Origin of the sequence: Natrinema pallidum DSM 3751, assembly GCF_000337615.1 — an archaeon.
Taxonomy (GTDB): domain Archaea; phylum Halobacteriota; class Halobacteria; order Halobacteriales; family Natrialbaceae; genus Natrinema; species Natrinema pallidum.
Window position 1 is genome coordinate 95,720 of record NZ_AOII01000044.1, and the last position, 23,188, is coordinate 118,907.

The 23,188-nt window shown below is 66.0% G+C and carries 19 protein-coding genes and 1 pseudogene; 4 read left to right on the forward strand and 16 right to left on the reverse strand.

The genetic code is table 11. The features are described 5' to 3' along the window. Window positions 1-107 precede the first annotated feature (107 nt). Genes C487_RS07925 through C487_RS07935 form a run of 3 tightly spaced genes read right to left on the reverse strand, consistent with a single transcriptional unit; the run spans window position 108 to window position 2,565 of the window. A complete protein-coding gene (locus C487_RS07925; protein ID WP_006185200.1) occupies window positions 108-347 on the reverse strand; it encodes a hypothetical protein in 240 nt (79 codons plus the stop codon). Next, complete coding sequence (locus C487_RS07930) at window positions 344-1,885, reverse strand: TrkH family potassium uptake protein (protein ID WP_049908019.1); 1,542 nt, start codon at window positions 1,883-1,885, stop codon at window positions 344-346. Before C487_RS07930 ends, C487_RS07925 begins: the two co-directional genes overlap by 4 nt. Further along, window positions 1,882-2,565 carry a potassium channel family protein gene (locus C487_RS07935; protein WP_083864555.1) on the reverse strand — a complete coding sequence of 228 codons (684 nt, stop codon included), beginning with the start codon at window positions 2,563-2,565 and terminating at the stop codon, window positions 1,882-1,884. Before C487_RS07935 ends, C487_RS07930 begins: the two co-directional genes overlap by 4 nt. Window positions 2,566-2,817: 252 nt before the next feature. On the opposite strand from C487_RS07935, the pseudogene C487_RS19440 reads away from it, so the two are divergent. Then, a pseudogene (locus tag C487_RS19440) lies at window positions 2,818-3,164 on the forward strand (integrase core domain-containing protein); the annotation flags it as partial. Between the two features lie 104 nt (window positions 3,165-3,268). Next, window positions 3,269-4,039, forward strand: coding sequence for an SDR family NAD(P)-dependent oxidoreductase (locus C487_RS07940; RefSeq protein WP_006185204.1), 771 nt, complete (start codon window positions 3,269-3,271; stop codon window positions 4,037-4,039). 24 nt (window positions 4,040-4,063) lie between these two features. Here the strand turns inward: C487_RS07940 and C487_RS07945 are convergent, their stop codons facing one another. The 6 genes from C487_RS07945 to C487_RS07970 form a co-directional block, all read right to left on the reverse strand. After that, window positions 4,064-4,864 (reverse strand): hypothetical protein, encoded by an 801-nt coding sequence (locus C487_RS07945; RefSeq protein ID WP_006185205.1) that lies wholly within the window; start codon window positions 4,862-4,864, stop codon window positions 4,064-4,066. Window positions 4,865-5,038: 174 nt separating this feature from the next. Then, on the reverse strand, window positions 5,039-5,458 hold the full coding sequence (locus C487_RS07950; protein WP_006185206.1) for an Hsp20/alpha crystallin family protein: 420 nt from the start codon (window positions 5,456-5,458) through the stop codon (window positions 5,039-5,041). Window positions 5,459-5,520: 62 nt separating this feature from the next. Continuing rightward, window positions 5,521-5,976, reverse strand: a complete 456-nt coding sequence (locus C487_RS07955; protein WP_006185207.1) for a peroxiredoxin — start codon at window positions 5,974-5,976, stop codon at window positions 5,521-5,523. Between the two features lie 347 nt (window positions 5,977-6,323). Beyond that, window positions 6,324-7,136, reverse strand: a complete 813-nt coding sequence (pheA, locus tag C487_RS07960) for a prephenate dehydratase (RefSeq protein WP_006185208.1) — start codon at window positions 7,134-7,136, stop codon at window positions 6,324-6,326. Between the two features lie 84 nt (window positions 7,137-7,220). Beyond that, window positions 7,221-8,525 (reverse strand): MFS transporter, encoded by a 1,305-nt coding sequence (locus C487_RS07965; protein ID WP_193787925.1) that lies wholly within the window; start codon window positions 8,523-8,525, stop codon window positions 7,221-7,223. A 595-nt stretch (window positions 8,526-9,120) separates the two neighbouring features. After that, window positions 9,121-9,429 (reverse strand): non-histone chromosomal MC1 family protein, encoded by a 309-nt coding sequence (locus tag C487_RS07970; RefSeq protein ID WP_006185210.1) that lies wholly within the window; start codon window positions 9,427-9,429, stop codon window positions 9,121-9,123. Between the two features lie 238 nt (window positions 9,430-9,667). On the opposite strand from C487_RS07970, the gene C487_RS07975 reads away from it, so the two are divergent. Both C487_RS07975 and C487_RS07980 read left to right on the forward strand, forming a co-directional pair. After that, entirely contained in the window at window positions 9,668-9,865 is a 198-nt protein-coding gene (locus tag C487_RS07975; RefSeq protein WP_006185211.1) for a SymE family type I addiction module toxin, read from the forward strand. A 256-nt stretch (window positions 9,866-10,121) separates the two neighbouring features. Continuing rightward, complete coding sequence (locus C487_RS07980) at window positions 10,122-12,923, forward strand: M14 family zinc carboxypeptidase (protein ID WP_006185212.1); 2,802 nt, start codon at window positions 10,122-10,124, stop codon at window positions 12,921-12,923. Between the two features lie 34 nt (window positions 12,924-12,957). Here C487_RS07980 and pheT read toward each other — a convergent pair whose 3' ends face one another. The 7 genes from pheT to C487_RS08015 all read right to left on the reverse strand — a co-directional run bounded on the left by pheT (window position 12,958) and on the right by C487_RS08015 (window position 23,150). After that, window positions 12,958-14,772 (reverse strand): phenylalanine--tRNA ligase subunit beta, encoded by a 1,815-nt coding sequence (pheT, locus tag C487_RS07985; protein WP_006185213.1) that lies wholly within the window; start codon window positions 14,770-14,772, stop codon window positions 12,958-12,960. Next, on the reverse strand, window positions 14,772-16,298 hold the full coding sequence (pheS, locus tag C487_RS07990) for a phenylalanine--tRNA ligase subunit alpha (protein WP_049908020.1): 1,527 nt from the start codon (window positions 16,296-16,298) through the stop codon (window positions 14,772-14,774). Before pheS ends, pheT begins: the two co-directional genes overlap by 1 nt. Window positions 16,299-16,665: 367 nt before the next feature. Then, a complete protein-coding gene (locus C487_RS07995; protein ID WP_006185215.1) occupies window positions 16,666-18,033 on the reverse strand; it encodes a hypothetical protein in 1,368 nt (455 codons plus the stop codon). 135 nt (window positions 18,034-18,168) lie between these two features. After that, complete coding sequence (locus C487_RS08000) at window positions 18,169-19,764, reverse strand: tryptophan--tRNA ligase (RefSeq protein WP_006185216.1); 1,596 nt, start codon at window positions 19,762-19,764, stop codon at window positions 18,169-18,171. A 160-nt stretch (window positions 19,765-19,924) separates the two neighbouring features. Further along, window positions 19,925-21,064: an FtsZ/tubulin family protein gene (locus tag C487_RS08005; RefSeq protein WP_049908025.1), complete on the reverse strand. Its 1,140-nt coding sequence runs from the start codon at window positions 21,062-21,064 to the stop codon at window positions 19,925-19,927. A gap of 113 nt (window positions 21,065-21,177) precedes the next feature. Beyond that, window positions 21,178-22,254 carry a tRNA-intron lyase gene (endA, locus tag C487_RS08010; protein WP_006185218.1) on the reverse strand — a complete coding sequence of 359 codons (1,077 nt, stop codon included), beginning with the start codon at window positions 22,252-22,254 and terminating at the stop codon, window positions 21,178-21,180. A gap of 119 nt (window positions 22,255-22,373) precedes the next feature. After that, window positions 22,374-23,150 (reverse strand): hypothetical protein, encoded by a 777-nt coding sequence (locus tag C487_RS08015; RefSeq protein WP_006185219.1) that lies wholly within the window; start codon window positions 23,148-23,150, stop codon window positions 22,374-22,376. Window positions 23,151-23,188: the final 38 nt, after the last annotated feature.

Consider the following 23,188-nt stretch of genomic DNA (forward strand, 5'->3'; position numbering starts at 1 on the left):
CGAATCCCGTCGTTTACGACGAGCGAGTAGCCCCACAAGAACAGGTAACTCGCGAACCATACTCTCCCAACGCTCGGGAAACCGCTCCGTTCATGGCGCGGCGGATGTCATGGATGTCGTATCCAGTCGGGGCGTCCCGTCGTCGTGAGGGCGTTGTAGATCGTGTAACCGACGAATCCGACGACGTAGCCCGCAACGATGAGCGTCGTCGCTCCAGTTCTGCCGACGACAGTGACGAGCACGATCAGGAGCGGGCCGAGAACCAGATAGAGATTCAAGACCGTATCACTCGGTCCCGCGTTGACGATCCACGTAAGAAGCCGGCTGCGGTAGCGACGCCGACTCATTCGTAGATACCACCCCGCCAAAAGAGTGCGCGAAGCGTCACGAGGATGGGAATGATCTCGAGTCGCCCGATCCACATGTTCAGGATGAACGCGACCTTGCCAGCCGTCGGCAGCGAGTGGGGACCGGTGATCCCGGTCGAGAGACCGACATTCCCCTGTGCACTCGCGATTTCGAAGAGGATCTGTTCCAGCGGATAGGCCCCGCTCGGGAGCGTCGCTAAAAGGACGAAGACACTCACCGCGAGGAAGACGAACCAGAGAAGCGCGATGATCGCCGCTTCTCCGAACTCTCGAGGGCCGTCTTCCTCGTCGAGGACGCGGTCGTCGATCCGAAACCGATGGACGGTACTGTCGGGGTAGAAGACGTAGGAGACTCGAAATCGAATCCCTTTCACCAGCATTATCAATCGAATGAGTTTGATGCCGCCCGCGGTAGAGCCGGCGGCGGCACCGACGACCATCGCGAAGACCAGCGTGAGAAGCGCACTCGTGGGCCAGTCCCCCAGCGAGAGGGGCGTCGGATCGGTTGCCGTCTGGAAGCCCGCGGCGGTCACTGCTGAGACGAACTGGAAGACGCCGTATCGGAGCGCGTCCGTGACCGAATCGTACGCTGTCGAGACCGATAGCCAGAGCGCCGCCGATCCGAGCAGGAGAACCGCGGCCAACCATCGCGTCTGCACGTCCGTGTACAGCCCTCGCAGATCCCCCTGGAGGACGAGGTAGTGGATCGGGAACGCAATGCCGCCAGCGATCATGATCGGGAGCAAAACGGCTTCGATGACGACGCTGTCGTATGCGCCGATCGAACCGTCGATGACCGAGAAACCGCCAGTCGAAATACCCGTCATGCCGTGATTGATCGCCTGCCACGGTGGCATTCCGGCCAGCCAGAGCGACAGGATCGCGATCGACGTGAAAAGCAGGAAGATCCACCAGATAGTGCGGACGGTCGAGACGATACTCGGGTGTATCTTCTGTGATCGCGCTTCGCCTTCGTACACTGTCAACGAACCACTCCCCGGACGGGCGAGGATCGCTGTCGTCAGCACGATCACACCAACGCCACCGACCCATTCGATTATACTCCGCCACCATTGTAGCGTCCGGGGGAGCGAGCCCTCGTCTGTGATCATAGTCAACCCCGTCCCGGTGAACCCGCTCATACTCTCGAAGAGAGCGTTCAGCGGACTCGCGAGTGCGTCGACGCTCTCTGGGGGTGGTGTCTCGAGCCCGGCAGGCGCGAGCGTCACGATCCAGGCGGTCGTAAGAAAGGGCAGCGAGCCGAACGCTGCGATGGCGAGCCAGCCGATGGCAGCGATCATCATGCCGTGGAGTTTGTCCGGCGGAGCGGCATCGGCGAACACTGTCGAGAGCACCCACCCGATCGTTACCGGTATCACCCCCGAGACGACGAGGCCGGGAATCGCGTAGTACTCGCCCCAGACGAGCGGAACGAGGATCGATACCAGGACCAGCCCCCCGAAAACCCGCAGCATCCACCCGAGATCGCGTCCGATCGGTGCCACTGTGGTTCTCATCGGTAATCGTCGAAGAATCCGAAGAGATCCGTCACCGCCGGATCGGTCCCGCGTCCGGAGTAGACGGCGAGCCGATCTCCGGCCCCGATTTCGGTTGTCGACCGAGCGATCCGTGGCCCGCTGCCGTCCTGGGGGACGACAGCGACGACGAGCACATCGTCGGGAATCAAGCCCCCCGATCTGGCGTCCTCGAGGGTCTTTCCGGCGATCGGTGCGGCGTCGGAGACCTCGATCTCGAAGACCTCCGCATCGTCTTCGACGGGCATGTAGTCGATAATCGCGGGCTGTCGTGCCGTCCGGTAGAGCGATTCGGCGGCGAGTTGGTCGGGGCTTTTGACCGCGTTGACGCCCATCTTGCGGAACAGCTCCCGGTGTTCGGGTTGGTGCAGAACGGACACGACGGTCGGAATCCCGAGTTCGGTTGCGAGTAGACAGACGAACAGGTTCGTTGCGTCCAGTTCGAGCGTCGAGATGAGCGCATCGGCCCGAGCAGCGCCCGCCTCTTTGAGCGTCTCCTCCCTCGTCGCGTCCTCGTTGAGGACCAGGCAATCGTACTCGTTCGCGATGTCGTTCGCTCTCGTCACGTCGTGCTCGACGACCACCACGTCGTTTCGAGATCGTGATGCAATATCCACTAGCAGGCGTCCGACATTCCCTGCCCCGACGACGATGAAGTGCATCGCCGTAACGTTTCAAACTAAATCACATAAGTCACCCTGGTATTGGATTCCGCTGACGGGACCGCTCGAATCGTGTGCGCACAAGCCGGTTCCAGCAGCAGTCGCATCGGCTCACTGCTATCCCTAGACACTGATCGCATATCTGTGGTACGCTCGAGCGCACAGCAACGGCGATTCCACCGAACCGGCATCAGTTCACCGTTCAGACCGCCTCTGAACGGCGACGGGCGGCGCTGTTCATATTGCACCCCTGACATCGCGTTATTTGGTCGGCATGGCACTGCTCCGGCGGTTGCGTCTTTGCATCGACTCGACGAGAACCATGATCTCTCCGAGGCTGCGTTTCTCGTCAATCAGGTCGGCTATCGGACTGCCCTTGCTTGATTAGGATTGAGCGGTCGGGCCAACTATACCGACCGAACCTCATCGAAAAGAGGTTTCACACACTCAAAATGCGGATCGACCGCTTCCATACTTCGTGGGTGGGCAGTCGGTCAAGCGTCCGCGAGTGGCTTGAACAGTTCATGCATTACTACAACCGTCGGAGACTACATCAAGCTCTTGACGGAACGACGCCGGTCGAGGGGGTGCTGAACTAGACAGTGCCCTCAACGGAAACACACCAGTTGAGAAATGCAGAACCATATCGACCCCACCGTCCGATAACAGGTGGTTTTATTTTCGACCCGATCCATCACGTGCTGTGATAGCAGACGACACTGTATTCGTCACGGGAGCGAGTCAGGGTCTGGGCCGCGAAATCGCCGTCGCGTTTGCCGACGAGGGCGCGACCGTCGTCCTCGCGGCGAGGAGCGACGGGATATACGAGACCGCGGAACTGATCGACGCTCCCGATCGAACGCTGGCGGTCGAGACGGACGTGACTGATCCCGAGTCGGTCGAAGACGCCGTCTCCGCGGCGGTCGATTCGTTCGGCGGGCTGGACTGCCTCGTGAACAACGCCGGGATCGCCGGCCCCACCGCGCCGCTCGAGGAGACGAGCGACGACGAGTGGCTCGAGACCCTCGATGTCAACGTCATCGGTGTCGCTCGCGTCACGCGGGCGGCAGCCCCCCACCTCCGGGAGTCGGCACAGGGGAGCGTCATCAACATCGCCTCGATCGGCGGCAAGCGGCCGTACGCCAACCGAACTCCCTACGCTGCCTCGAAGATGGGACTGATCGGAGTCACTCGTGCACTGGCCGCCGAGTTCGGCGACGACGGGGTGACCGTCAACGCGATCTGTCCCGGCCCGGTCGAGGGCGATCGCATTCGGAGTGTCTTCGAACGGCAAGCCGAGGAGGCGGGCGTTCCCGTCGAAGCGGTCGAAGGGGAGGTCCTCGAGAGCCTCATGCTCGACGACCTGGTGCCGCCCGCGGAGGTCGCCGATCTGGCCGTCCACCTCGCGAGCGACGAGTCGCGACACGTCACGGGACAGGATATCAACGTCTCGTCGGGCGGTGCTTGGTACTAGCGTCGCTCGGCTCGAGACGCGGCGTCAGAGGACGGCGAGGATCGCAACAAGCAGTCCGAGACCGACGAGGAGCCCTCCTGCGGCCTGCTGGACTCGGCTCGCCGATCGCACCTGCTCCCGGTGGGTCTCGAGGGTGCCGGTCGCGATGACAAGCGGCGTTTCGTCGGTGCCCCGGAGGACGTAGCCGTCGGCCGTCTCGGTCAGTTCGCCCCGAACGACCACGTCGTCGCCGTCCCGGACGACGGTGGCCTGGTACTTGTCGGGCATGGTGGTCCGCCCGCCAACGCTCACGGTGACCTCCAGGTCGCTGACGATCCCGTCCTCGTCCGCCATCCCCGTCCGCTCGAGGAAGCGATTGATCGGGCCGAGGTCGCCGAGATAGGACTCCGTCGCCGGGTCGCCGAGGAACAGCGCCGACGAATCGAAGGGGTCGTCGTCCGCGTCGGTCGCCAGCGTCGCCGCGTCCACGCGGACGCGATCCCAACTGTGATCGACGTCGAACTCGCCGACCGCAAGTTCGGCCTCGACGGTCCGCCACCGGGTGCCGTTCCCCGCGGGCCGCTTCCGGCGGACCCGCCATGCCCAGAGCGCGGCCGGTTCGTTCCCGTCCGAATCAGGACCGGTCCGCGTCGGCGTCGCCGGGTCGGAAACGCGGACCCGGCCGCTGATCGTCGTCTCCTCGCCCGGTTCGATCCGTTCGTCCGTCGCCGACGCGAGCTCGCCGATCGTCTCCTCGCGATCGTCGAGGTCGCCGGCTCGAGACAGTACGATGCCCCCGAACAGGAGAAACGCCCCGGCGACGACGAGTGCGAACACTTGGACCATGACCGGACAGTTATCATCCGAACACAATACCCGAACGATCTCCGGCACGGTTCCATATCGGCGCGGGCTCGCGGCCGTCGGTCCGACACCGCACTCGAGCGGCGACCCGTCCGGCCGCTTCGCGACCGCGACGGAAGTCACCCCGGACCGGGCTTGAGCGGCGGGACGCGACGGCTACTCGATATCGATCCGCTTCGAGTCCTCGCCGCCCGCGACTTTCGGCAGCCGTACCGTCAGCACGCCGTTTTCGAATCCGGCGGCCACCGACTCCTCGTCGACCGGCTCCGGCAGTCGAATCCGACGACTCGCCGACGTTTTGGTCCGCTCGCGCCGGAGATACGTCCCGTCGGCGGCGATGTCGTCGTCCATCCGATCGGCCTCGAGTCGGAGCGTGCCGTCCGAGAGGGTCAACTCGATATCGTCGGTCTCGTAGCCGGGCAGGTCGGCCGTAACGACGTACTCTTCGTCCATGTCGGCGACGTTGACCGGCACCGAGCCCGGTACCTGCAGCCCGCCGGCGGTCATTCCCTCTTCGACCTGGCGGCTGACGCGGTCGAGCATTGCTTCGATTTCGTCGAACGGATTGCCTCGCATGCGTCGCAGTAGGTGCCCGACGGGGATAAATTCTGCCCGCGGGACGACGACAGAAGGAGCGGCTACTCGGGCAGGGTCACGAGTCCGTCGTCGAGCGCGTCGAGCAGGACATCGCGAGCGTGTCCGTCCGGATCGACGCCCTCGTACACGGCCGTGACCTCGCCGTCCGCCAGCAAAAACGTGGTCCGCGCGGTCACGCCGTCACGCAGTTCGACATCGAAGGCCTCGGCGATCTCCGCGTCGGGGTCCGCGAGCAGATCGAACTCGAGGCCTTCGGCGTCACAGAACGACCGGTGGGACTCCACGTCGTCGGTCGAGACGCCGTAGACATCGACGCCGGCGTCTCGATAGGTCTCGCGCTCGCGCTGGAACTGGGTCGCTTCGATCGTACAGCCGGGAGTATCGTCTTTCGGGTAGAAGTACAGCACTGTCGGCTCCTCGAACGCGAGGGTGACCGCCTCGCCGTCCTGATTCGGTGCGGTCACGGTCGGGGCGTCGTCGCCTGCAGCGAGTGGCATACTCGTGGTACCGGGTGACGCGACAAAACCGTTTGTGGTCCGGGAGCGAGCCACTCGACACCCGATTGCGCGCCGTTGATCGCAGCCCCGTTTCGGTCCGCGTCAAGTATTTCGCCGTGATTCACAGCTCGTGAGGACTCTCCCAGTACATTAGGAGTCGGCCGTGGTCGCTTCGAGTGCGCCGTGTCCGTGTCCGGGTTGGGGTAGTGGTCATCCTTCAGCCTGTGCAGGCTGAGACGCGTAGTTCGATTCTCGCACCCGGACTGCCGCGCCGTCGAAGCCGGTGCCAGGCCGTGGTTCGCGGGCCGTCCCGTCGCTCGTCGCGACGCCGTCCCGAAGCACCACGCTTACTCGACGACGTGTTCGGTATCGTACGATCCCAGCCGCCGAACCCACCCGTTCTCGGCGAGTGCCTCGAGGTCCGCGATCGCGTCGCTCGTTCGGGACTCGTAGAGGCCGGCTTCGAAGTCGACGTGGAAGACGTAGTCGCCCAGTCGCTGGCCGCTCGGCCGCGACTCGACGCGGGTCAGGTTGATGTCGCGATCCGCGAACGGTTCGAGCAACTCGAGCAACAGGCCGGGGTAGTTCGCGTTCGAGTAGACCACCAGCGAGGTCTTGCCGCCGCCGTTCGAGCGCTGCTCGGCCGGCGCGAGCGCGAAGAACCGCGTCGCGTTCGAGTCCTGATCCTGAATGTCCTCGGCCAATACCTCGATCCCGTCTCCCGCGTTAGCCGGATGGCCGATGCCCGCCACCGACGGATCGTCACGGGCGAACTCGACGCCCTGTGCCGTGCTCGCGACGGCCTCCAGGGTGGCAGCGGGATACTCGCGCTCGAGGTAGGTCCGACACTGGGCAAGGGCCTGGGAGTGGCTGGCGACGGTGTCGAACGTCGGCCCCTGGGCGAGCAAGGCGTGTCTGATCGGGGTGACGATTTCGCGGACGACGGCGACGTCGTAGTCGGCGACGGCATCTAAACTCTCCGTCACGGAGCCCTCGATACTGTTTTCGATCGGAATCACGCCGCGGTCGTACTCCCCGCTCGCGACGGCGTCGACGATCGTCGTGACCGACTGTCGGAAGTCGATCTCATCGTCGTCGGCGATCGCGCTCGCGGCTCTGTGTGAGTAGGTCCCTTCGGGGCCGAGCGTAACTGCAGCCATTACCCACCGATAGGGACGAACGGGTCAAAAGACCGTCGGGTACCGCGAAATTTCGCTCGCGTGGCCGGTCGCGCGCAAGCGGCGTCAGTCGTCGCTCGGTGTGTGCGGCGGCGTCTCGCTCGCCGCGACGAAGCCGTCGTCGGTCGCTCGAGCGGCGACGTGGGGTTGGAAGACCCACGCACACAGCGCGACGATGGGGAGCATCGTGGCCGCGACGATGGCATAGCCGGTATGGAGGGTCGGCAGCACCGGCGCGGCGTACACCAGCGGGTAGACGATTCCGCCGACGGTCCCGACGCCGCCGACGACGCCGGCGACGCTGCCCGAACTGTCGGGGAACATGGCCGGTACCTGAGCAAAGATGGCCCCCTCGGCGAACGCACAGCCCATCCCGACGACGAAGCCGGCGGCGACGGCCAGCAGCACTCGCCCGGTCAGTCCGGCCAGCGTCATCCCGACCATCGCGACGACGATGAAACACAGCGAAACGAACGTCCATTGCTCGCGGTACCGACCCGTAAAGATCGGCAGGATGTTCGTTTCCCTGCGAGCGAGCAGGTCGCTGACGTAGCCGCCGATCGGCCGCAACAGGCCGGCGGCGACGGAGAACGTCGCGGCGAACGTGCTCGCGAGCACGAGATCGTCCGTGTTGAACCCCTCGCGGTAGTAGGTCGCCAGCCAGCCGTTCATCGATAGCTCGAGGCCGAAACTCATCACATATGCCAGCGCGAGCACCACGGTTCCGTACCGGGTCGCGGTGTGAAGCCATTGCCTGAGCGTCGCGCTCTCGGCGGTCGCCCGACGACGTTGCTCGGTCTTGGCCGCCTCGCCGACGGTGTAGTAGACGATCGCCAGCAGGATCGAGACGATCCCGGTGTAGAAGAAGGCGGCCCGCCAGTTGCTCTCGAAGAGGGGGCCGTTCCACCCGTCGGTGAACACCCGGGGGAGGATGAGCGCTCCGCCAGCGGCACCGGCGTTGCCGACGCCGGCGTAGATCCCTTCCGCGGTGCCCAGTTCCTCCTCGTCGAACCACTCCGAGACGTGCTGGATGCCGATAACGAAGGTGATCCCCGCCGTCGCGACGATCAGGCGCTCGACGAAGAAGACCGCATACGATCGGGCGAACGCCGACGCGATCGAGAACACGCCGACGTAGGCCAAGACGATTGCGAACACCGTCGGCGCGCCCCAGCGATCGGAGAGCCAACCGGTCAGAACCCGGCCGAACGGCGCGAGCCAGATCGCTGCGCTCGCCAGGATTCCGATTTCGGTCACCGAGAGGCCGAATTCCTCGGCCATCGGCCCCGTGAAGGGTGCGAAGGAAAACCAGATCAGAAACGAGAAATTGAACCCGATCGTCGCCAGTCCGAGCGTCCGCCACTTGGTCATCGGAATCATGGCACCTCACCCACGAGGATACTGGGACGCTCCAGTTGATCAGATCGTACTCTTCTCGACGTTAGTGGCCCACATGTTCGGGGGATGGCCGAACTAGTTTTATTAACTGGTCCTAAGACCCGAATTCTCTCGACGCTCATCCACATACGTACCGACTCGACCGCCGACTGTCGTATAAATCTGATGCATGTGTTTACCCCCATAGAGTTCCTGGCTGAGCCACTGAGACGGCTGAAAACAGCACCCTCTATTTGATTTATATATCTCTCAGTNTGACGGCGGTCGAATTTTACGGATTTCTAATTGAATTCCCCGATTTTGAACCTACTGTCTTCCTGCGATTTCTGGGGGTAAACACATACAATCTGATTATTAGCGTCTTTCCACCTCTTGGGCAGTATCCCACCAAACCCATCCCGTATTATGCCGTCTAGTCATCGAACAAACGTGCTATTATCGGGCACTGAACGAGATGGAATCCCTTTTCGACGCTCTCGCCGTCGACCGTCCGATTTCGACACTCGAGACGGGCGATGGCACCGCTCTCGGACGGGCTCGTGCTGGAGAAATCTGTCGAGTTGACGACTTACTCGTCGAGGTGCTCGATGCCTTTCTTCGAGACGTTCGCCTCCGTGATCTCGCCGGGCATCCAGTCGGGCTTGTCGTCGGGGGCCGTCTCCTCCCACGCCCAGCCATCGTAGATGTGAACCTTGTCGGTTCCTTTCTCGCGGAGTTTCAGTTCGACCCGTTCCGCCTCGTCCTCGCTCGAGCCGGGCTCGAGCCGTCGGGCTGCCTTGAGCGCCGCCTGTCGGGGCGTGTTACCCGAGAAGACGCTCGACTCGTCACCGCCCGATTCGCGCAGTGCAAAGTTTCGTTTCCCGTCTTCGCGTACCATGATTTTCGCCTCCGTGTCAAGTCAGCACACGACCAGTGATAAAGATATCCCCGCAAATCGACCGACTGCGGCGGTATATTTAAGTGTATCGCCAACGCGATTTTCCTGCACTATTCGCGTCGCTCGCTCGCCGCCGTCCCGTGATTGTCGCGCCACCGAGTCCGTCGCGCGGTCAGTCGTTCGGTCGTCGAAAACACTTAAGTATATCCTACGGCGAAGTTCGGAATAGAATCCCGCGATGGTACGGAAAAAGAAGCTGAGTCCAAGCGGTGCGAAAGACGACGACGGGAATTACCACAACGTCCACCTCAACCTCCACGAGGACGAACTCGAGGTCGCGGGCATGGATATCGGCGATGAGGTCTTCGTCCGGGTCCGGGACGGGAAAATAATCATTCAGAAGGCCGACGAAGACGACGTCGAACACGAGTTCTAACCGTCCGGGCGTCTGCCCTCGCGTCTCGACCGGCCGCTTGCTATCTCGCTACCGTCAGTGAGGGTCTTCCGGACGTTTCCGACGGCTGTGAGCCAGCAGTCCCCGTTCCGTTGGTTCGAATAGCGGCCGCCGATGGCTCGTCCACTCCACCCTCGAGCACATAAATCTACGTCTCTCAGAGACATTCTCTCGTTCGATATGTTATTTATTTCGTACTATTGTGGTCCGTGTCCGGGGACCTCCCCCACGATCGGTAATGTCAAACGGCCCAGACCAAGCACAACCACGACAACCCGCTGACCGTCCGACCGATGATGCTGCCGACCGCGGTTCCGGCGACGCGTTCGCCGACAGCCCTATCGACCGACGGACGTTCCTTTCGCTCTCCGCGACGACGGGTGCCGCGCTCGCACTTCCCGGTTCCGCCACCGCGGACGTCCGCGGCGAACCGATGACCGACGAGTTCGAGTTCGTCGTCAACCACACCCCCGAGGGGTACGAGGCGGCGACCGTCATCGAATTCGCCGACCGAGCCGCACTCGAGGCGTTCGCGGCCGACTACGAGGAAACCCCCGATCCCGACCTGTCCCGGCCACCGAAGGCAGTTACTCGAGAGTCACCGACGCCAGCGGCGCATGCGCATCTCACCGCCGACGAAGTGGCGGCCGTCCTCGAAATCGATGGCGTCGAGCGACTGGACGTCTCACCCGGGGCGAACCCGTGGTGGAAACTCGAGGCCCCGTACGCCGACGGCGTCTTTCCGCCGGTCGAGGAGGCCCGATCGTTCGTCTCCTACCCCGAGGTCTGTCAGGGGATCGCCCATCTCGAGGCGGCCTGCCCCGACCGCGTGCGCGTCCATACCCTCGAAGAATCGCCGGGCTGGCCGAACCGGTACACCGGAACGGACCCCGACCCACAGGACATCTATGTCGTCGATGTCACGAACGACGTCCGGGACGCGGCGTCGTTCGCCGACAAGGAGACGGTGGTCTACTCCCTCTCGATCCACGGCGACGAGCGCGCGGGCGTCGAGACCGGTGCCCGACTCCTCGAGGACCTCGCTCGGGGCGAGGCCGACGGGTTCGAGGACCTGCTCGACGATATCGCGTTCGTCTTCGTGTTCACGAACCCCGACGGGTGGGTGGCGCGCGAGCCCGAGTTCGACATTCCGCGAGGGGAAACCCGGCTTAACTTCCGGCGCGGGAACGCGGCCGATGTCGACACCAACCGGCAGTACCCGACGATGGGCTGGGTCGATCCGGCGTTCCGGCCCGCCGAACCCGACGGCGCACCCGACGACTACTACGACGTCGTCCCGGATTCGCTCGCGGTCGTCGATCACCTCCGGGAGTACGAGAACGTGACGTACCTCTGTGATTATCACGGGATGTACGCCGCCGATCACATGGTGTTCAACCTCGAGACGAACGCCCCGCTCGGTCACGACGGAACCCACGATCTCGACGAGGTCAACATCCGCATCGGCGAAGGGATGGAGGCCCACTGGGGCGACATCGAGGCGATCGCGGACGACATCGAACGCGCCGGCGAGGAGCAGTACGGTGCCTCGGACTACGTTCCCGCTGGCTTGTTCGATTACGGCACGGTGTACGATTCACTCGCCTATCAGGTGACCGGCTCGCTTCTGGGGTGGGCCGGCCAACCGGAAGCGTTCGGCGGGCTCGGAGCGATCACGGTCGTTCCCGAAATCATCTTCGCGAACCACACTCCTGACGCCCGGATCGAGTGGAAACCCTACATCGAACGCCATCTGGTCACCGCCTACCGGATCTCGATGCGCGAGTACGCCGAGATGGCCGCAGCGGAGACCGATACCACCGTCGCGACCGGCGGTCAGGACACCGCATACGTGACGACGGACGCGCTCACGCGGTCGTCCGCCGATCTGCCGTACACCGATCAACACCCGGGCAAGGGTCGCGGGCCCGGCCGGGACCGCGCGACCGAGGTCCACAGCCGTCACGAGGTCGTCCGATCCGGATCGGCCGACCGCGGGACCGTCGGTACCGAAACGACCGGCTCGTCCCACTCGCTGTCGGTCCGGTTTACCGGCCTCGGGGCCGCCAGCGACGGTCACATCCGTATCACCGATCCCGACGGCACGATCGTTCACGAAATCGACCTCGCGGCGAAGGCCGACCCTGACGACCCGACGCCCCGGCCCCACGACTTCGAGGGCTGGTTCCGCCATCGACCCGACGCCGGCCAGTGGGACGTCGAAGTCGAAAGCGACGCCGACATCGAAGTGGAGCTGACCGTTCTGGACACCGACGACGAGTATCCCGATCCGCGAGCGGTACTCGGGTACGAGCAACGCGAGTACACGGTCAACCCGATGCAGTTCTTCGCCGATCTCTCCGATTACATCGAGGACGGCGACATGGACGCGTTCAGGGTTCGCGACGTCTGTAACGGTCGATTGCTTCGCGGGAACTCCGGCAAACGCCACTACGACAAACTGGTCGTCTCTCACGACGAGGGTCTCGAGAACCCGCGGTACATCGCGGCGATCGAGTCGTTCGTCGCGGCCGGCGGCGACCTCGTCCTGACCGATACGGGCGTCCACCTCCTCGGTGCGCTCGACGTCGGGGACGCGGCGGCGATCGATCCCGCCGACCTCGAGACCGTCACGGTCCGGTACGCGACCCTCGAGGACAGGGAGTTCGAACACCCGCTGCTCGATGGCATCCGCCCGCGACAACAGGAGCTGTGGAAAGGGCCACAACTCGGGTACACCACCGGTGCCGACCAGCCGGCGACGGTCGTCGACGGCGACGCGTTCGACGCTGCCGGCGGTCGCGCCGCCGGAACGACCGATGATGACGTCAGCGTCGGGACGCTCACTGCGGGTGACGCCGAGATCAACGTCCTCGGCTCGATCCTGCCGCCCGCACAGCAGACGGTCCTACATCCGTTCGGCATGGCCGACTACTCCCTCTCGTTTATGGGCCATACGCTCCTGTGTAACGCCCTCGGGTTCGAGCAGCGGCGCTATCTCGATGGCGACCTCGTCCGGACCTACGGCGAGATCCGGTAACCCCCGAAGAATCGCGTTCGCTTCCCTCGCGGCCCTATCTGAGCGCCTCGAGATCGAACTCGAAGGCCGACACCGGTACTTCGAGGTCGTGTTCGATGAGCACTTTCGGATGGAGCTCGCCGATCACGCCGACTTCCTCGCCATCGATGACGATCGCCGCGGTTCGACCCGGAATGAAGGTCGGGTGGTCGGTCGGCGGCGTCTCGAGGTCGACGTCGAAGTTACGGGCCAGCGCCTGGAGCCGTGCCTTGGCGTCCTCGTAGCCGGCCTCGTGGTGTGCGAGGACGGCTCCGACGTGGCGGCTCTCGGCGACGCCGGTGTTTTCGCTCTCGTCGACCGCGGCCGCGAAGCCGATCTCGGCGAGGTGCTGCGGGTACGAGCGGTGGGTGTTCCGCTCGAGAACCATCAACAGCGAGGGCATCACCCACGTCCGCAGCATGGTGAAGTCCTCGCTGTACGGTTCCTTGATCGTCGCCGGCTCGCCGGCCCCGTAGATATCGTCGCCGGGCGAGATATCGAGCCGGTCGTAGTTCTCTTCCTCGCTGATCATGTGGAAGTTCAGCAGGTCCTCGAAGCCCTGTCCGACGAGCTGGGTACGGGCGGCGTTCTCGAGGCGGGAGCGCTCGTGGCGGCCGCCGACGGTCCCGACGTCAGGGTAGCGAGGGTCGAGCTCGTTGAAGCCGTAGGCCCGCCCGAGGTCGTCGATGACGTCCAGGGGGTGGAGGATGTCGACGCGGTAGGGCGGGATCGTCACCTCGTAGACGAGATCGCCGTCCTCGCTCTCTTCTGTTTCGGCCTCGAGTCCGGACCGCTCGGCCAGGTCGAGCACCTCGTCGGGATCGAGCCCGATGCCGAGGATGGTCTCGATGCGGTCGTGTGCGACCGTCTTCGTCTTCATCGAGAGATCCGGGCGGACGAGTTCGTGGTCAGGGTACTCGACCGTCACCTCCTCCAGCGTGGCTCCCCGAGCAGACAGCGCGTAGCAGACGATGGCCAGCATCTTATCGATCGTCCACTGGTCGGTGCCCGTCATCTCGACGAACAGGTCTCTCGAGTCCGTCGAGACCTCCGTCCGCCGGCCGTTGATCACCGGCGGGAACGAGAACAGCCCGAGATCGTCGTAGATCGCCGGATAGCGCTCGTACTCACTGACCAGGTCGGCGTAGGTCCGTCCCGTCTCGTGGTCCTCGAGCACGTCGGCGGGCGTCATCTCCCGATCGGAGTCGAGGGGGACGAACCGGTCCCCGTCGGGTTCGACGCCGACGTACTGGATGGTCGGATTGCCGTCCGCCGCGGGGCTCGCTCGCGGCTCGTCGCCGCTGTCTCGCGGCTCTGCCGCTCGACTGTTCGCGGAACTTCGTTCCGCGCTACTCTCGTTTTCCGATGCGCTCCGCGCATCGCGACCCTTCAGCATCGTCAGGTCGTGAATCCCGATCGCGCCCTTCGCCCGCTTGCGCCCCATCGTGGCGTGGAGTTTCTCCTGGAGTTGAATGAGTGACTCGAGGCCCTCCTCGTCCAGATCGACGTCGCGGACGACCGCGCCGGTGACGTACGGGCGCTCGTCGGGGACCGAGTCGTCCACTTCGATGGTCCACTCCGGCGAGTTCGGCGAGGGAACGTGAACGCCCCGCGCGTCGCCGTACTGGTACCGCAGCGAGCGAGCGACGCCCTCGACGGAGAGGCGATCGAGCCGATCCGGTGCGAACTCGAGTTCGAACGCGCCGTCCTCGGTGCGCCCCTCGAACTCGAGGCCGAGCCCGAACAGGTCTTCCTGTAGCTCTTCGTCGCTCTTCTCGTCGTGACCGGTCAGGTCGCGCAGTTCGTCGGGATCGATATCGACCGTGGGCATCAGTAGGTCACCTCCGTGTTGCGCAGCAGTTCCAGGTCACACAGCGTCCCGTGGATGTCCCGGATGTCCTCGAAGCCGTACATCAGCATGAGCAGTCGCTCGAGCGCCAGTCCCCAGGCCATCACGTCACAGTCGACCCCCAGCGGCTCGAGCATCTCCTCGCGGAAGATGCCGGAGTTCCCGATCTCGACGAGTTCGCCCGTCGTCGGGTGGGTGCCGAACAGCTCGAAGCTGGGCTCGGTATAGGGGTTGTAGTGGGGTTTGAACTGGATGTCCTCGATCCCGAACTGGGCGTAGAACTCCTCGAAGGTCCCCATCAGATCGCGCACCGAGAGGTCCTCGGCCATCACCCAGCCTTCGATCTGGAAGAACTCGAGCAAGTGGGTCGGATCGAGCGTATCGTTGCGGTAGACCTTCTCGACGCTGAAATAGCGCTGTGGCGGCTCGAGGTCGCCCACCGCCTCGCCCGAGAGGTAGCGCGTCGACAGCGAGGTGGTGTGGCCACGAAGCGCGAGCGCGCGGGCGAAGTCCTCGTCCCACGGCGAGTGGTAGCCTTCGCCGTCCTCGCCCACGCCCTCCTTGTGTGCCCGCTCGACGCGGGCGACGAGATCCGCGGGGAGCTCGTCGATGTGGGTCGGCTGCTCGAGGGCGAACCGGTCCCAGTGCGTGCGCGCAGGATGGTCCTGGGGCATGAACAGGCAGTCGTTGATCCAGAAGTCCGCGTCGACGTGGGGTCCGTCCATCTCCTGGAAGCCCATCCCGACGAGCGTGTCCTTGACGCGCTCGGCGGTCTGGCGCAGGATGTGGACGTTGCCGCCCTCGAACTGTTCGGCGTCGGCCTCGACGTTGTAGTCGGCGAACTCGACGTCCTCCCACTCGCCGCTCGTCAGCAGTTCGGGCGTGACCTGGCCGACCGTTTCGGCGGTTTCGATCCCCGCCATCAATTCCGTGACGGCGCGCTCGGTGAGCGTCGCCTCGCGGACCGTCGACTCGTGTCGGTCGAGCAGGCCGCGGCGCTCGAGTGACTCGAGGGTGTCCGAATCCACGTCGACACTGTCGATCGGCGCGTCCTCGACGTCGGCCAGCGCCGCGAGCGCGTTCGCCTCCGCGTCGGCGTCCGGGTCCGCGTCGGGGTCGGCCGTGATCTCGCCGCTGTCGATCGCGCCGTACCCCTTGCGCGCGTAGTTCGAGAGCGCGATGTCGACCGCGCCGCCTTCGAGCCCCGATGCGCCGATGACCCGCCCCATCGAAACGGGGTCGGCGTCGGCACCGGCCTCGAGCGCGGCCTCGTAGAGCCGAACCTCGGGCAGTCCCTCGGTGACGTAGTCGCGCCCCTCGTCGGTGAGCGCGACCGTTTCGTCGACGCGTTCGCTGACGGCGACCAGGCCCTCCGTCTCGAGTTCGAAGACCGCCCCGGTGACGGTTTCGGGCGGGAGGTCTGTCGCCGCGGCGAGGGCGTCGACGGACATTCCCTCGTCCGCACTTGCGGCCTCCAAGACCGCGACCTGTTGTGATGGAAGTTGCATTCGCTTACCTGCATTGCCGTGGGTCGGTCAGTTAGCGGTTCCGACTCCGTTCGACGCCGACGCTCGAGTCGACGACGGTTCGCGGACGGTTTCACCGCGGGCGACCGATCGGGTCGGCCCCGGGTCCACCGGCCCGAGTCACCGGGCGAAGAAGAAGCCGAATCCCGATCGGCGGTGCTGTGGCTGGGTCTCGAGACTGGCACGGACGTGGGATTCGGGTGCCATACGCGTTCGATATCGTGGCGGGAGCAAAAGTATTGCGGGACGGTAACACTGCGGTCTCGACCGGTGTCGGTCGAGCGGGTGACATACCGATCGAATCGGTAGTGTGCAGCCGGCCATGGGACCGATCGGTGGTCGGTCTCCCCTACGAGTTCGACACGCGCGTCGTGTCGAGCGAGCCGGAATCGACCCACTCGAACCCCGACTCCTCCGCAGTCGCTTTCGCCTCCGGGACCGCGGCGGGATCGAAGTCCGCGGCGAACTCGATACGAGTCTCCGTGGACTCGGCGGCCGGCAGTTCGGGCAGGAAGTCGTCGTCCTCGAGCAGCCCGCGAACGGAGACGGTCCCGCCCGCGTCCAGCGCCGCACCGAGCGCGCGGTAGCGCTCGTCGTCGGCCTGCGGGGCGAGGTCCGTGCCGAACGATTCGTTGCTGACTCGTGCCGTGTCACTGGGCCCCGAGAGCGTCCCGAACCCGTCCGTATCCGTTGGTTCCTCGTCCGCGGCCGTCGATCGACCCCCGTGACTCGAGCCTACGGACCCCGATCGATCGGACGCGGTCTCAGCGCCACGCTCCGTTTCCCGGTCGGTGTCGCCGTCGTGTCGCCGCGATACGTCGGGCGAGCCACGGAGTTCGAAGCCGTCGTGCTCGCCGGCGGGCGCTGCCGCGGTCGATCGCGCCGCACCGGACATCGCCGACGCGTCGGCCGTCGCATCGCTCGCCCGGTCCGCGGACGGCTCCGTCGCGTCCGCGGTTGCGTCCACATGAGCGGACGGTTCGGCTTCGTCGATGAGCGAGTCGACGGTCGATGTCGACTCCCTCGAGCGACGCGTCCCGCGCTCGAGCGCCCACGGTGGCCACGGCTCGTCGCCGTCGGTGCCGGTGTCGGTTTCGATCGACCCGGTCACGTCGTCGGCGGGAACGTACGCCGCGAGTCCGTGCGCCGGCAGCAGCGGTCGATCGACGGCCTCGAGTCGCTGGCCGTAGCGTTCGCGGAGCGCGTCGAGCTCGCTTCGCTCGATCAGCGCGGCCCGCCAGCGGTCGACGCCCGACGAGAGGAGGACGAATCGCGCGTCGGTCCCCGCGAGAATCGCGTCGTTGATCGTCCGGAGGACGGCAGGAAGGTTGTCGCTCCCGAGCGGCGTCTCCGGATAGGTGATCGTCGCCGTCCGCGCCCGGCCGCTGGGGTCCGACGCGGTCAGCGTCAGCCCGTTGCGGGTGGCCGATCGCTCGAGCGACCAGCCGATCGCGTCGAAGACGGCCGCGAGTTCGGCTGCCAGGTCGGCCCGCGAGTACCGGGCCGCACACGCGAGGCCGCGGTCGCTCCGTGCGATCGTCCGGCGAAGCACCGTCGTCCGATCGACGCCCGTCGCGAGTGCGTCGGCCAGCGCCGCCTCGAGATCGTCGTCGCCGGCCGCGTTCCGTCGAACGTCCGCCGCCGTGACGCCGAACGCGCCGAGGACGTCCGCACAGACCAGGCGGTCGTCGGGCGCGCCACGGCGAGCCGGTCCCATCGTGGCTCACGGTTCCACGACTGCCCGTATATATGTTCGTCAGACGCTACCATATCCGCCGAACCCATTCGGTCCGCTTCTCGACGGCCCGTTGATGGCCAACGCGCCGCCGGGGCGGTCCGCAGCGGCTCCGCGTTAACGACGCCGCGGCGACTCGAGTTCGATGTCCGCTTCCTCGAGCAGGTCTTCGACTTCCGCCCGCTTTTCCTGGTGTTCCGCGAGGAACTCTTTCATGAGTTGTGCGGCCTGTTCCTTGCAGTCGCCACAGAGGCGTTCGCCGCCGACGCACTCGTCGTAGACGCGCTTGGCGAACTCGTCGTCGTCGCCGGCCAGCAGGTAGGCGTAGAGTTCGTAGACGGGACACTCGTCGGCTTTTCCACCCTTCTCGCGCTGTTCCTCGGCGGTCTCGCGGCCGCCGGTCGTGGCCGCTTTCACCTTGTCGTAGCCGTCCTCGGGATCGTCCAGCAACGAGATGTGACTCGCCGGGATCGAGGAGGACATCTTGCCGCCGGTCAGCCCGGTCATGAACCGGTGGTAGATCGACGAGGGCGGCTGGAAGCCGTAGCCGCCGGTCTCGACCTCGACCTCGCGGGCGAGTTCCTCCGCCGCGGCGCGGTCGATCTCGAACGCGTCGATGTGGCTCTCGTAGACCCGTTTTTCGCCGTCGATGGCGTCGATCAGCGCATCGAAGGCCTCGTCGGTTGCCCGCCGATCGAAAAAGCGGGTTCGGGGCCGGACCGGTTCCATGCCGGCCTCTTCGAGCTTCGTCAGCACCGAACGCAGCGTGTCCGCATCGGCTTCGATCTCCGACAGTGGCGTCTCCTCGAGCGCCTCGGCGACGTGGACACAGCGAAGTTGCTCGTCGTCGAACGCCTCGGGCTCGAGTCGCTCGTAGAACGCGGCGACCAGCGCGCGCTCGTCGGGCTCGAGTTCGAAACTGGCGTAGGCCTCGCTGACCTTGAAGAAGCGCATCCGTTCGGCGAGGTCACGCGCCAGCCGGACGTGGGGGTCCTGGTCCGGGCCCACGGGAATGACGGTCGGCTTGGGCTCCTCGAGTTGCGGGTAGAGGATGTCGGCCATCTGGGTGACGACCGACTGCATGTGGGAGACGTCGGTCTCGCCGTCGAACCCGTAGATCGCCTGAAACTCCGAGAAGTTGGCCTCGGCACCGAGTTCGAAGGCGAGGTCCTGTAGCTCGCGGTTGGTCGACTGTCGGTAGAGTTCACCCTCTTCGGGATCGAAGCCGAGCGCGAGCAGGGAGAGCAGGTAGTCCCGGGCGTGCTCGTCGATCTCCGCCCAGCTCATCCCTCGGGCGGCGTTGGCTTCGAGGTCGGCGATCAGGCCGTAGGCGTCGGCCCCCTGCTGTTGATGCCAGATGATCTCGTCGAAGACCAGCTTGTGGCCGATATGGGGATCGCCGGTGGGCATAAAGCCCGAAAGGACGGCCGCCGGCTCGTCGTTCTGCAGGGCCTCCGCCACCGGCCGGTAGTCACGGTGGCCGAAGATGACGCCTCGGCGCATCAGGTAGTGTGGGTTCGGGACCTCCTCAAGGACCTCGTCGAACTCCTCGATGCCGAACTCCTCGAACAGGTTCCGATAGTCGGAGACGCTCGAGGAACCCCAGGGGTCCAGCGCGACATCGTCTGCACCTGCAGCGCCGCCGTCGGTCAGCGGTTCCCCGGTCGTCGGTTCCCCTGACGCGGACTCCTCGCGTGGGTCGTCTCCGGTCATTAGGTGCGTTTTGGCGCGCCAGCGCGCAAAAGCCTTCGGCTTCGGCGACGCCGAAATATTCGGGCACCGAGACGACGATCGGCAGGGTTGCGATCGCCCGTCCCGCGCACGAAGACGGCGACACGCTCGAGGCCGGCTCCGACCGGAGACGGGACCGCCGTCAATCGGCCGTCTCGGCCCGGTCGGCCGCCGCTCGTAACGCCTCGATCCGCTCCGATTCGACGCCGGCGAGGACGACCGCCGCGAAGACCCGGTCGCCGTCGAGCCGGGGTGCGTCGCCGCCGAGAATGCCCGAGCCGCCGATCGCCGACTCGAGGGTTCGCCGGCCCTCGGCGATCGCCCGTCGGTTGAGCCACGCCGGCGGCCCGCCGACGATCAGCAGTCCGCGCTCGGCCGTTTCGGGGTCGCACTCGAGGGAGCGCTTCCCGTGAATCCCCTTCCTGACCACGGTCTCGGTGGCGCTGACCGCGTCGCTCGTGTCGACGTCCGGCTCGGCCGACAGGAGTCCGAGCCCGAACCGCGAGCCGTTCGTCTCGACCGTCTGGTCGCCGTAGCCGAGTGCGACGACCGCCGACTGATCGCCAACGATCCGTCGGATGTCGCTCGCGTCGACGACGGTTTGGGCGACTGCCCCATCCGAATCGCCGCCGCCGGCGAAGACGGCCGCGATGCGCGTCGCCAGCTCTCGGTTACAGCGGTCGCGACCGTCACGGAGCGCCTCGCCGGGACGGAGCCAGTCCTCGTTATCGAACGTGATGATCGCGCTCGCGACCCCGTCGAGTCGCTCGAGGGTGGCCACGGCGTTCGCCGCTGCGTTCGGTCGCGGCGCATCGGCGGCGGAACCGCGAGGCCCGCTTCTCGCGCGGTCGGCCGCCGCGTCGAACTCGCGGTCGGCCGGCAGCGTCGCCAGGACGTAGACCGGTGTGTCGGTCCGCTGTTGGAGCGCGGCGACGAGCGCGGGCACCGTCCCCCCGCCGGTCGCCCCGCCGAGGCCGACCGCGACGAGAATCGCGTCGGCCGCCGCAGCCGTGGTGCGGGTCACGCGCTCGAGGAGGTCGTCGGCGCATGCCCGGCCGACGGTCCGCCCACGCTCGAGATCGCCCCCGAGACCGCCGTCGATGTCGTCGGGGCCGTACCGGAATCGATGCGATTCGGGGATGACGGTCCCGCTCAGGCTGCTCCCGTCGGTATCGAACGCGAAGACGTCGGTGAGAAACGAGTGGTCGGTCGGCTCCGCGGCCCGGATCGCGTCGGCGATCCGACAGCCCGCGCCGCCGACGCCGAGTACCTCGAGTTGCATGGTGTGGTCCTCGTCCGTCGGGGGTTTCAGGATTCCGCTCGCGCGGACCGGCGTTCGGTTGGGCCTCGAGATGCGGGGCCGACCGATCGTCGACCGGGTGGTCGGCGACCGGTTCAGGGCGTCAGCCGCTCGAGCGACCACCACTCGATTCCGTTCGTCCCCTCGGCCCCGTCGGCCACCAGCGCGAACACCATCGTTTTCCGGACGCCGTGGGCGAGCCGCACGTCAAGCGCCAGATCCCGCGGTTCGAAGACGTAGTCGGCCGGATGGACGCGAACGAGCAACTCGGAGTGGCCGAGGTTCTCGACGGATTCCACGTCCGCATAGGTCCGGAAGTCCGCACCGAACTTGTACCCCGTCTTGGGGACCACGCCACGCTCCCGAAGCGCCGTGTAGACGCTCAGCCGCCGGTCGAACCGCTCACCCTCGACCTCGCGGCCGCGCTCGCGGACCGTCCCCGGCTCGAGATCGATCGCACCCCGTTCGGCGAGGTAGGCCGCCTCGAGCAGGGAGCACTGTAGCGTCGGCTCGTCGTACTCCCGGCCCTCGAGCGGCTGGCCGTAGAACGTTCGCTCGTAGAGGCCGAGCGGCGGCTCCCAGACCACGACCCGGTCGGCGAGCAGGTCGGCCGCACAGCCCTCCGGCAGCGACGCGTCGGCGTCCGACGTACCGGTCGGGTCACGACTGTCGACCTCGAAGTAGGTTATCTCGCTCTCCTCGTCGACGACGGCCAGCACGCCTTCCCGGAGTTCGGCGGCGGGAATATCCGTTCGCTCGCCGATGATCCGCAAGGCGTAGGCGATTTCGCCGTCGCCGGGTCCCTTCCCTCGCGGGAACACCGCGAAATCGGCTTCGCCGCCGGGCGGATCGGACACCCACGGCTCCGACGCGGGGGAAAGATAGAAGCCGCGCGATCGCAGGTCCGCGTAGACGAGAAACCGAACGCCGAAATCGTCGCCAGGCTCTCGGGCGATGAACGCTCTGAATCCGAGTCGGTCGCCGCTCGCGGTATTCACGACCGTCTCGAGGTCCCCCCGATAGAGCAGGTGGGCCGCTTCCACGGGTGCAAGCGCGATTTCGTTCCCCTCGAGCGGATAGCCGTATCCCCGCGAGTCGTGATATCGCTGGCGCGCGTCGCCGCCGACGCGGACGACTCCGTCGTCCACGTCGAACCGTCCCTCGAGTGACATAGCCGGGGTTTGGCCGGCCGACACTAAGTGGCTGCGGATCGATCGCCCGGGGACCGTGTCACTGTATCGCAGTGTGCTGTCGTACGGGTGCCTGCCGCCGTTGCGTTCGGCCATGCCGTTCAGTCGGTGGCGACGGCGTCGTCCGCGAGCGGGGTCTCGAGGGCACGGTCGCAGGTCGCGTCGAGACACCGGATGCCGCTGGCGGTCTCGAAGGTCGGGAGTCCGCAGGCGCACTCGCCATCGACGACGCCAGCGGGGACGGCGAAGCCGGTGTCGCAGTCGGGGTAGTGCTCGCAGCCGGCGATGAGTCCGCCGCGCCGGAGGATGCGGAGGTCGCCGTCGCAGTCCGCTTTCGGACACGCCCACTCGCGGTCGAACGCTTCTTTGACCGCCGCGTCGAGGGATTCACACCCTCGGTCGAGGCAGACGTTGAACGCGAGACCACGCTCGACGCGCATCTTGGGCAGGCCACAGTCACAATCACAGTGCTCGTCGCGGACCGTCGCGTCCGCCGGCACGCCGTAGCGGTCGCCGCAGCCGACGCAGTGGACGCCGCTCGAGCGCACCAACGCCGCGCCGCAGTCGGGACACTTCCCGACGGGCGTTCCGGCCGCCGAAGCCGGATAGTGGGCGAACCCGTCCCGCTCGTGGGCGGCGATCCGCAGCGTCTGGGTCCCCTTCTTCGCGACGAGGGAAAAGCCGTCCCGACGGTCGCTCGAGACGCTGTCGGCGCGGGTCAACCAGGCGACGGGCTGATAGCCGTCGATGTCGTGGACGAGGACGGTGTTGTCCGGTTTGACGATCGTCGTCACTCGGCCGCGGTACTCCTCCCGGTCGGCATCCTCGGCGATGACGGTACAGTCACCCGCGAGCACGCGGATCGCATCGTCGATCATAGGGTGGGTGGCCGCGGTTTCGTACTTAAACTCGCGGA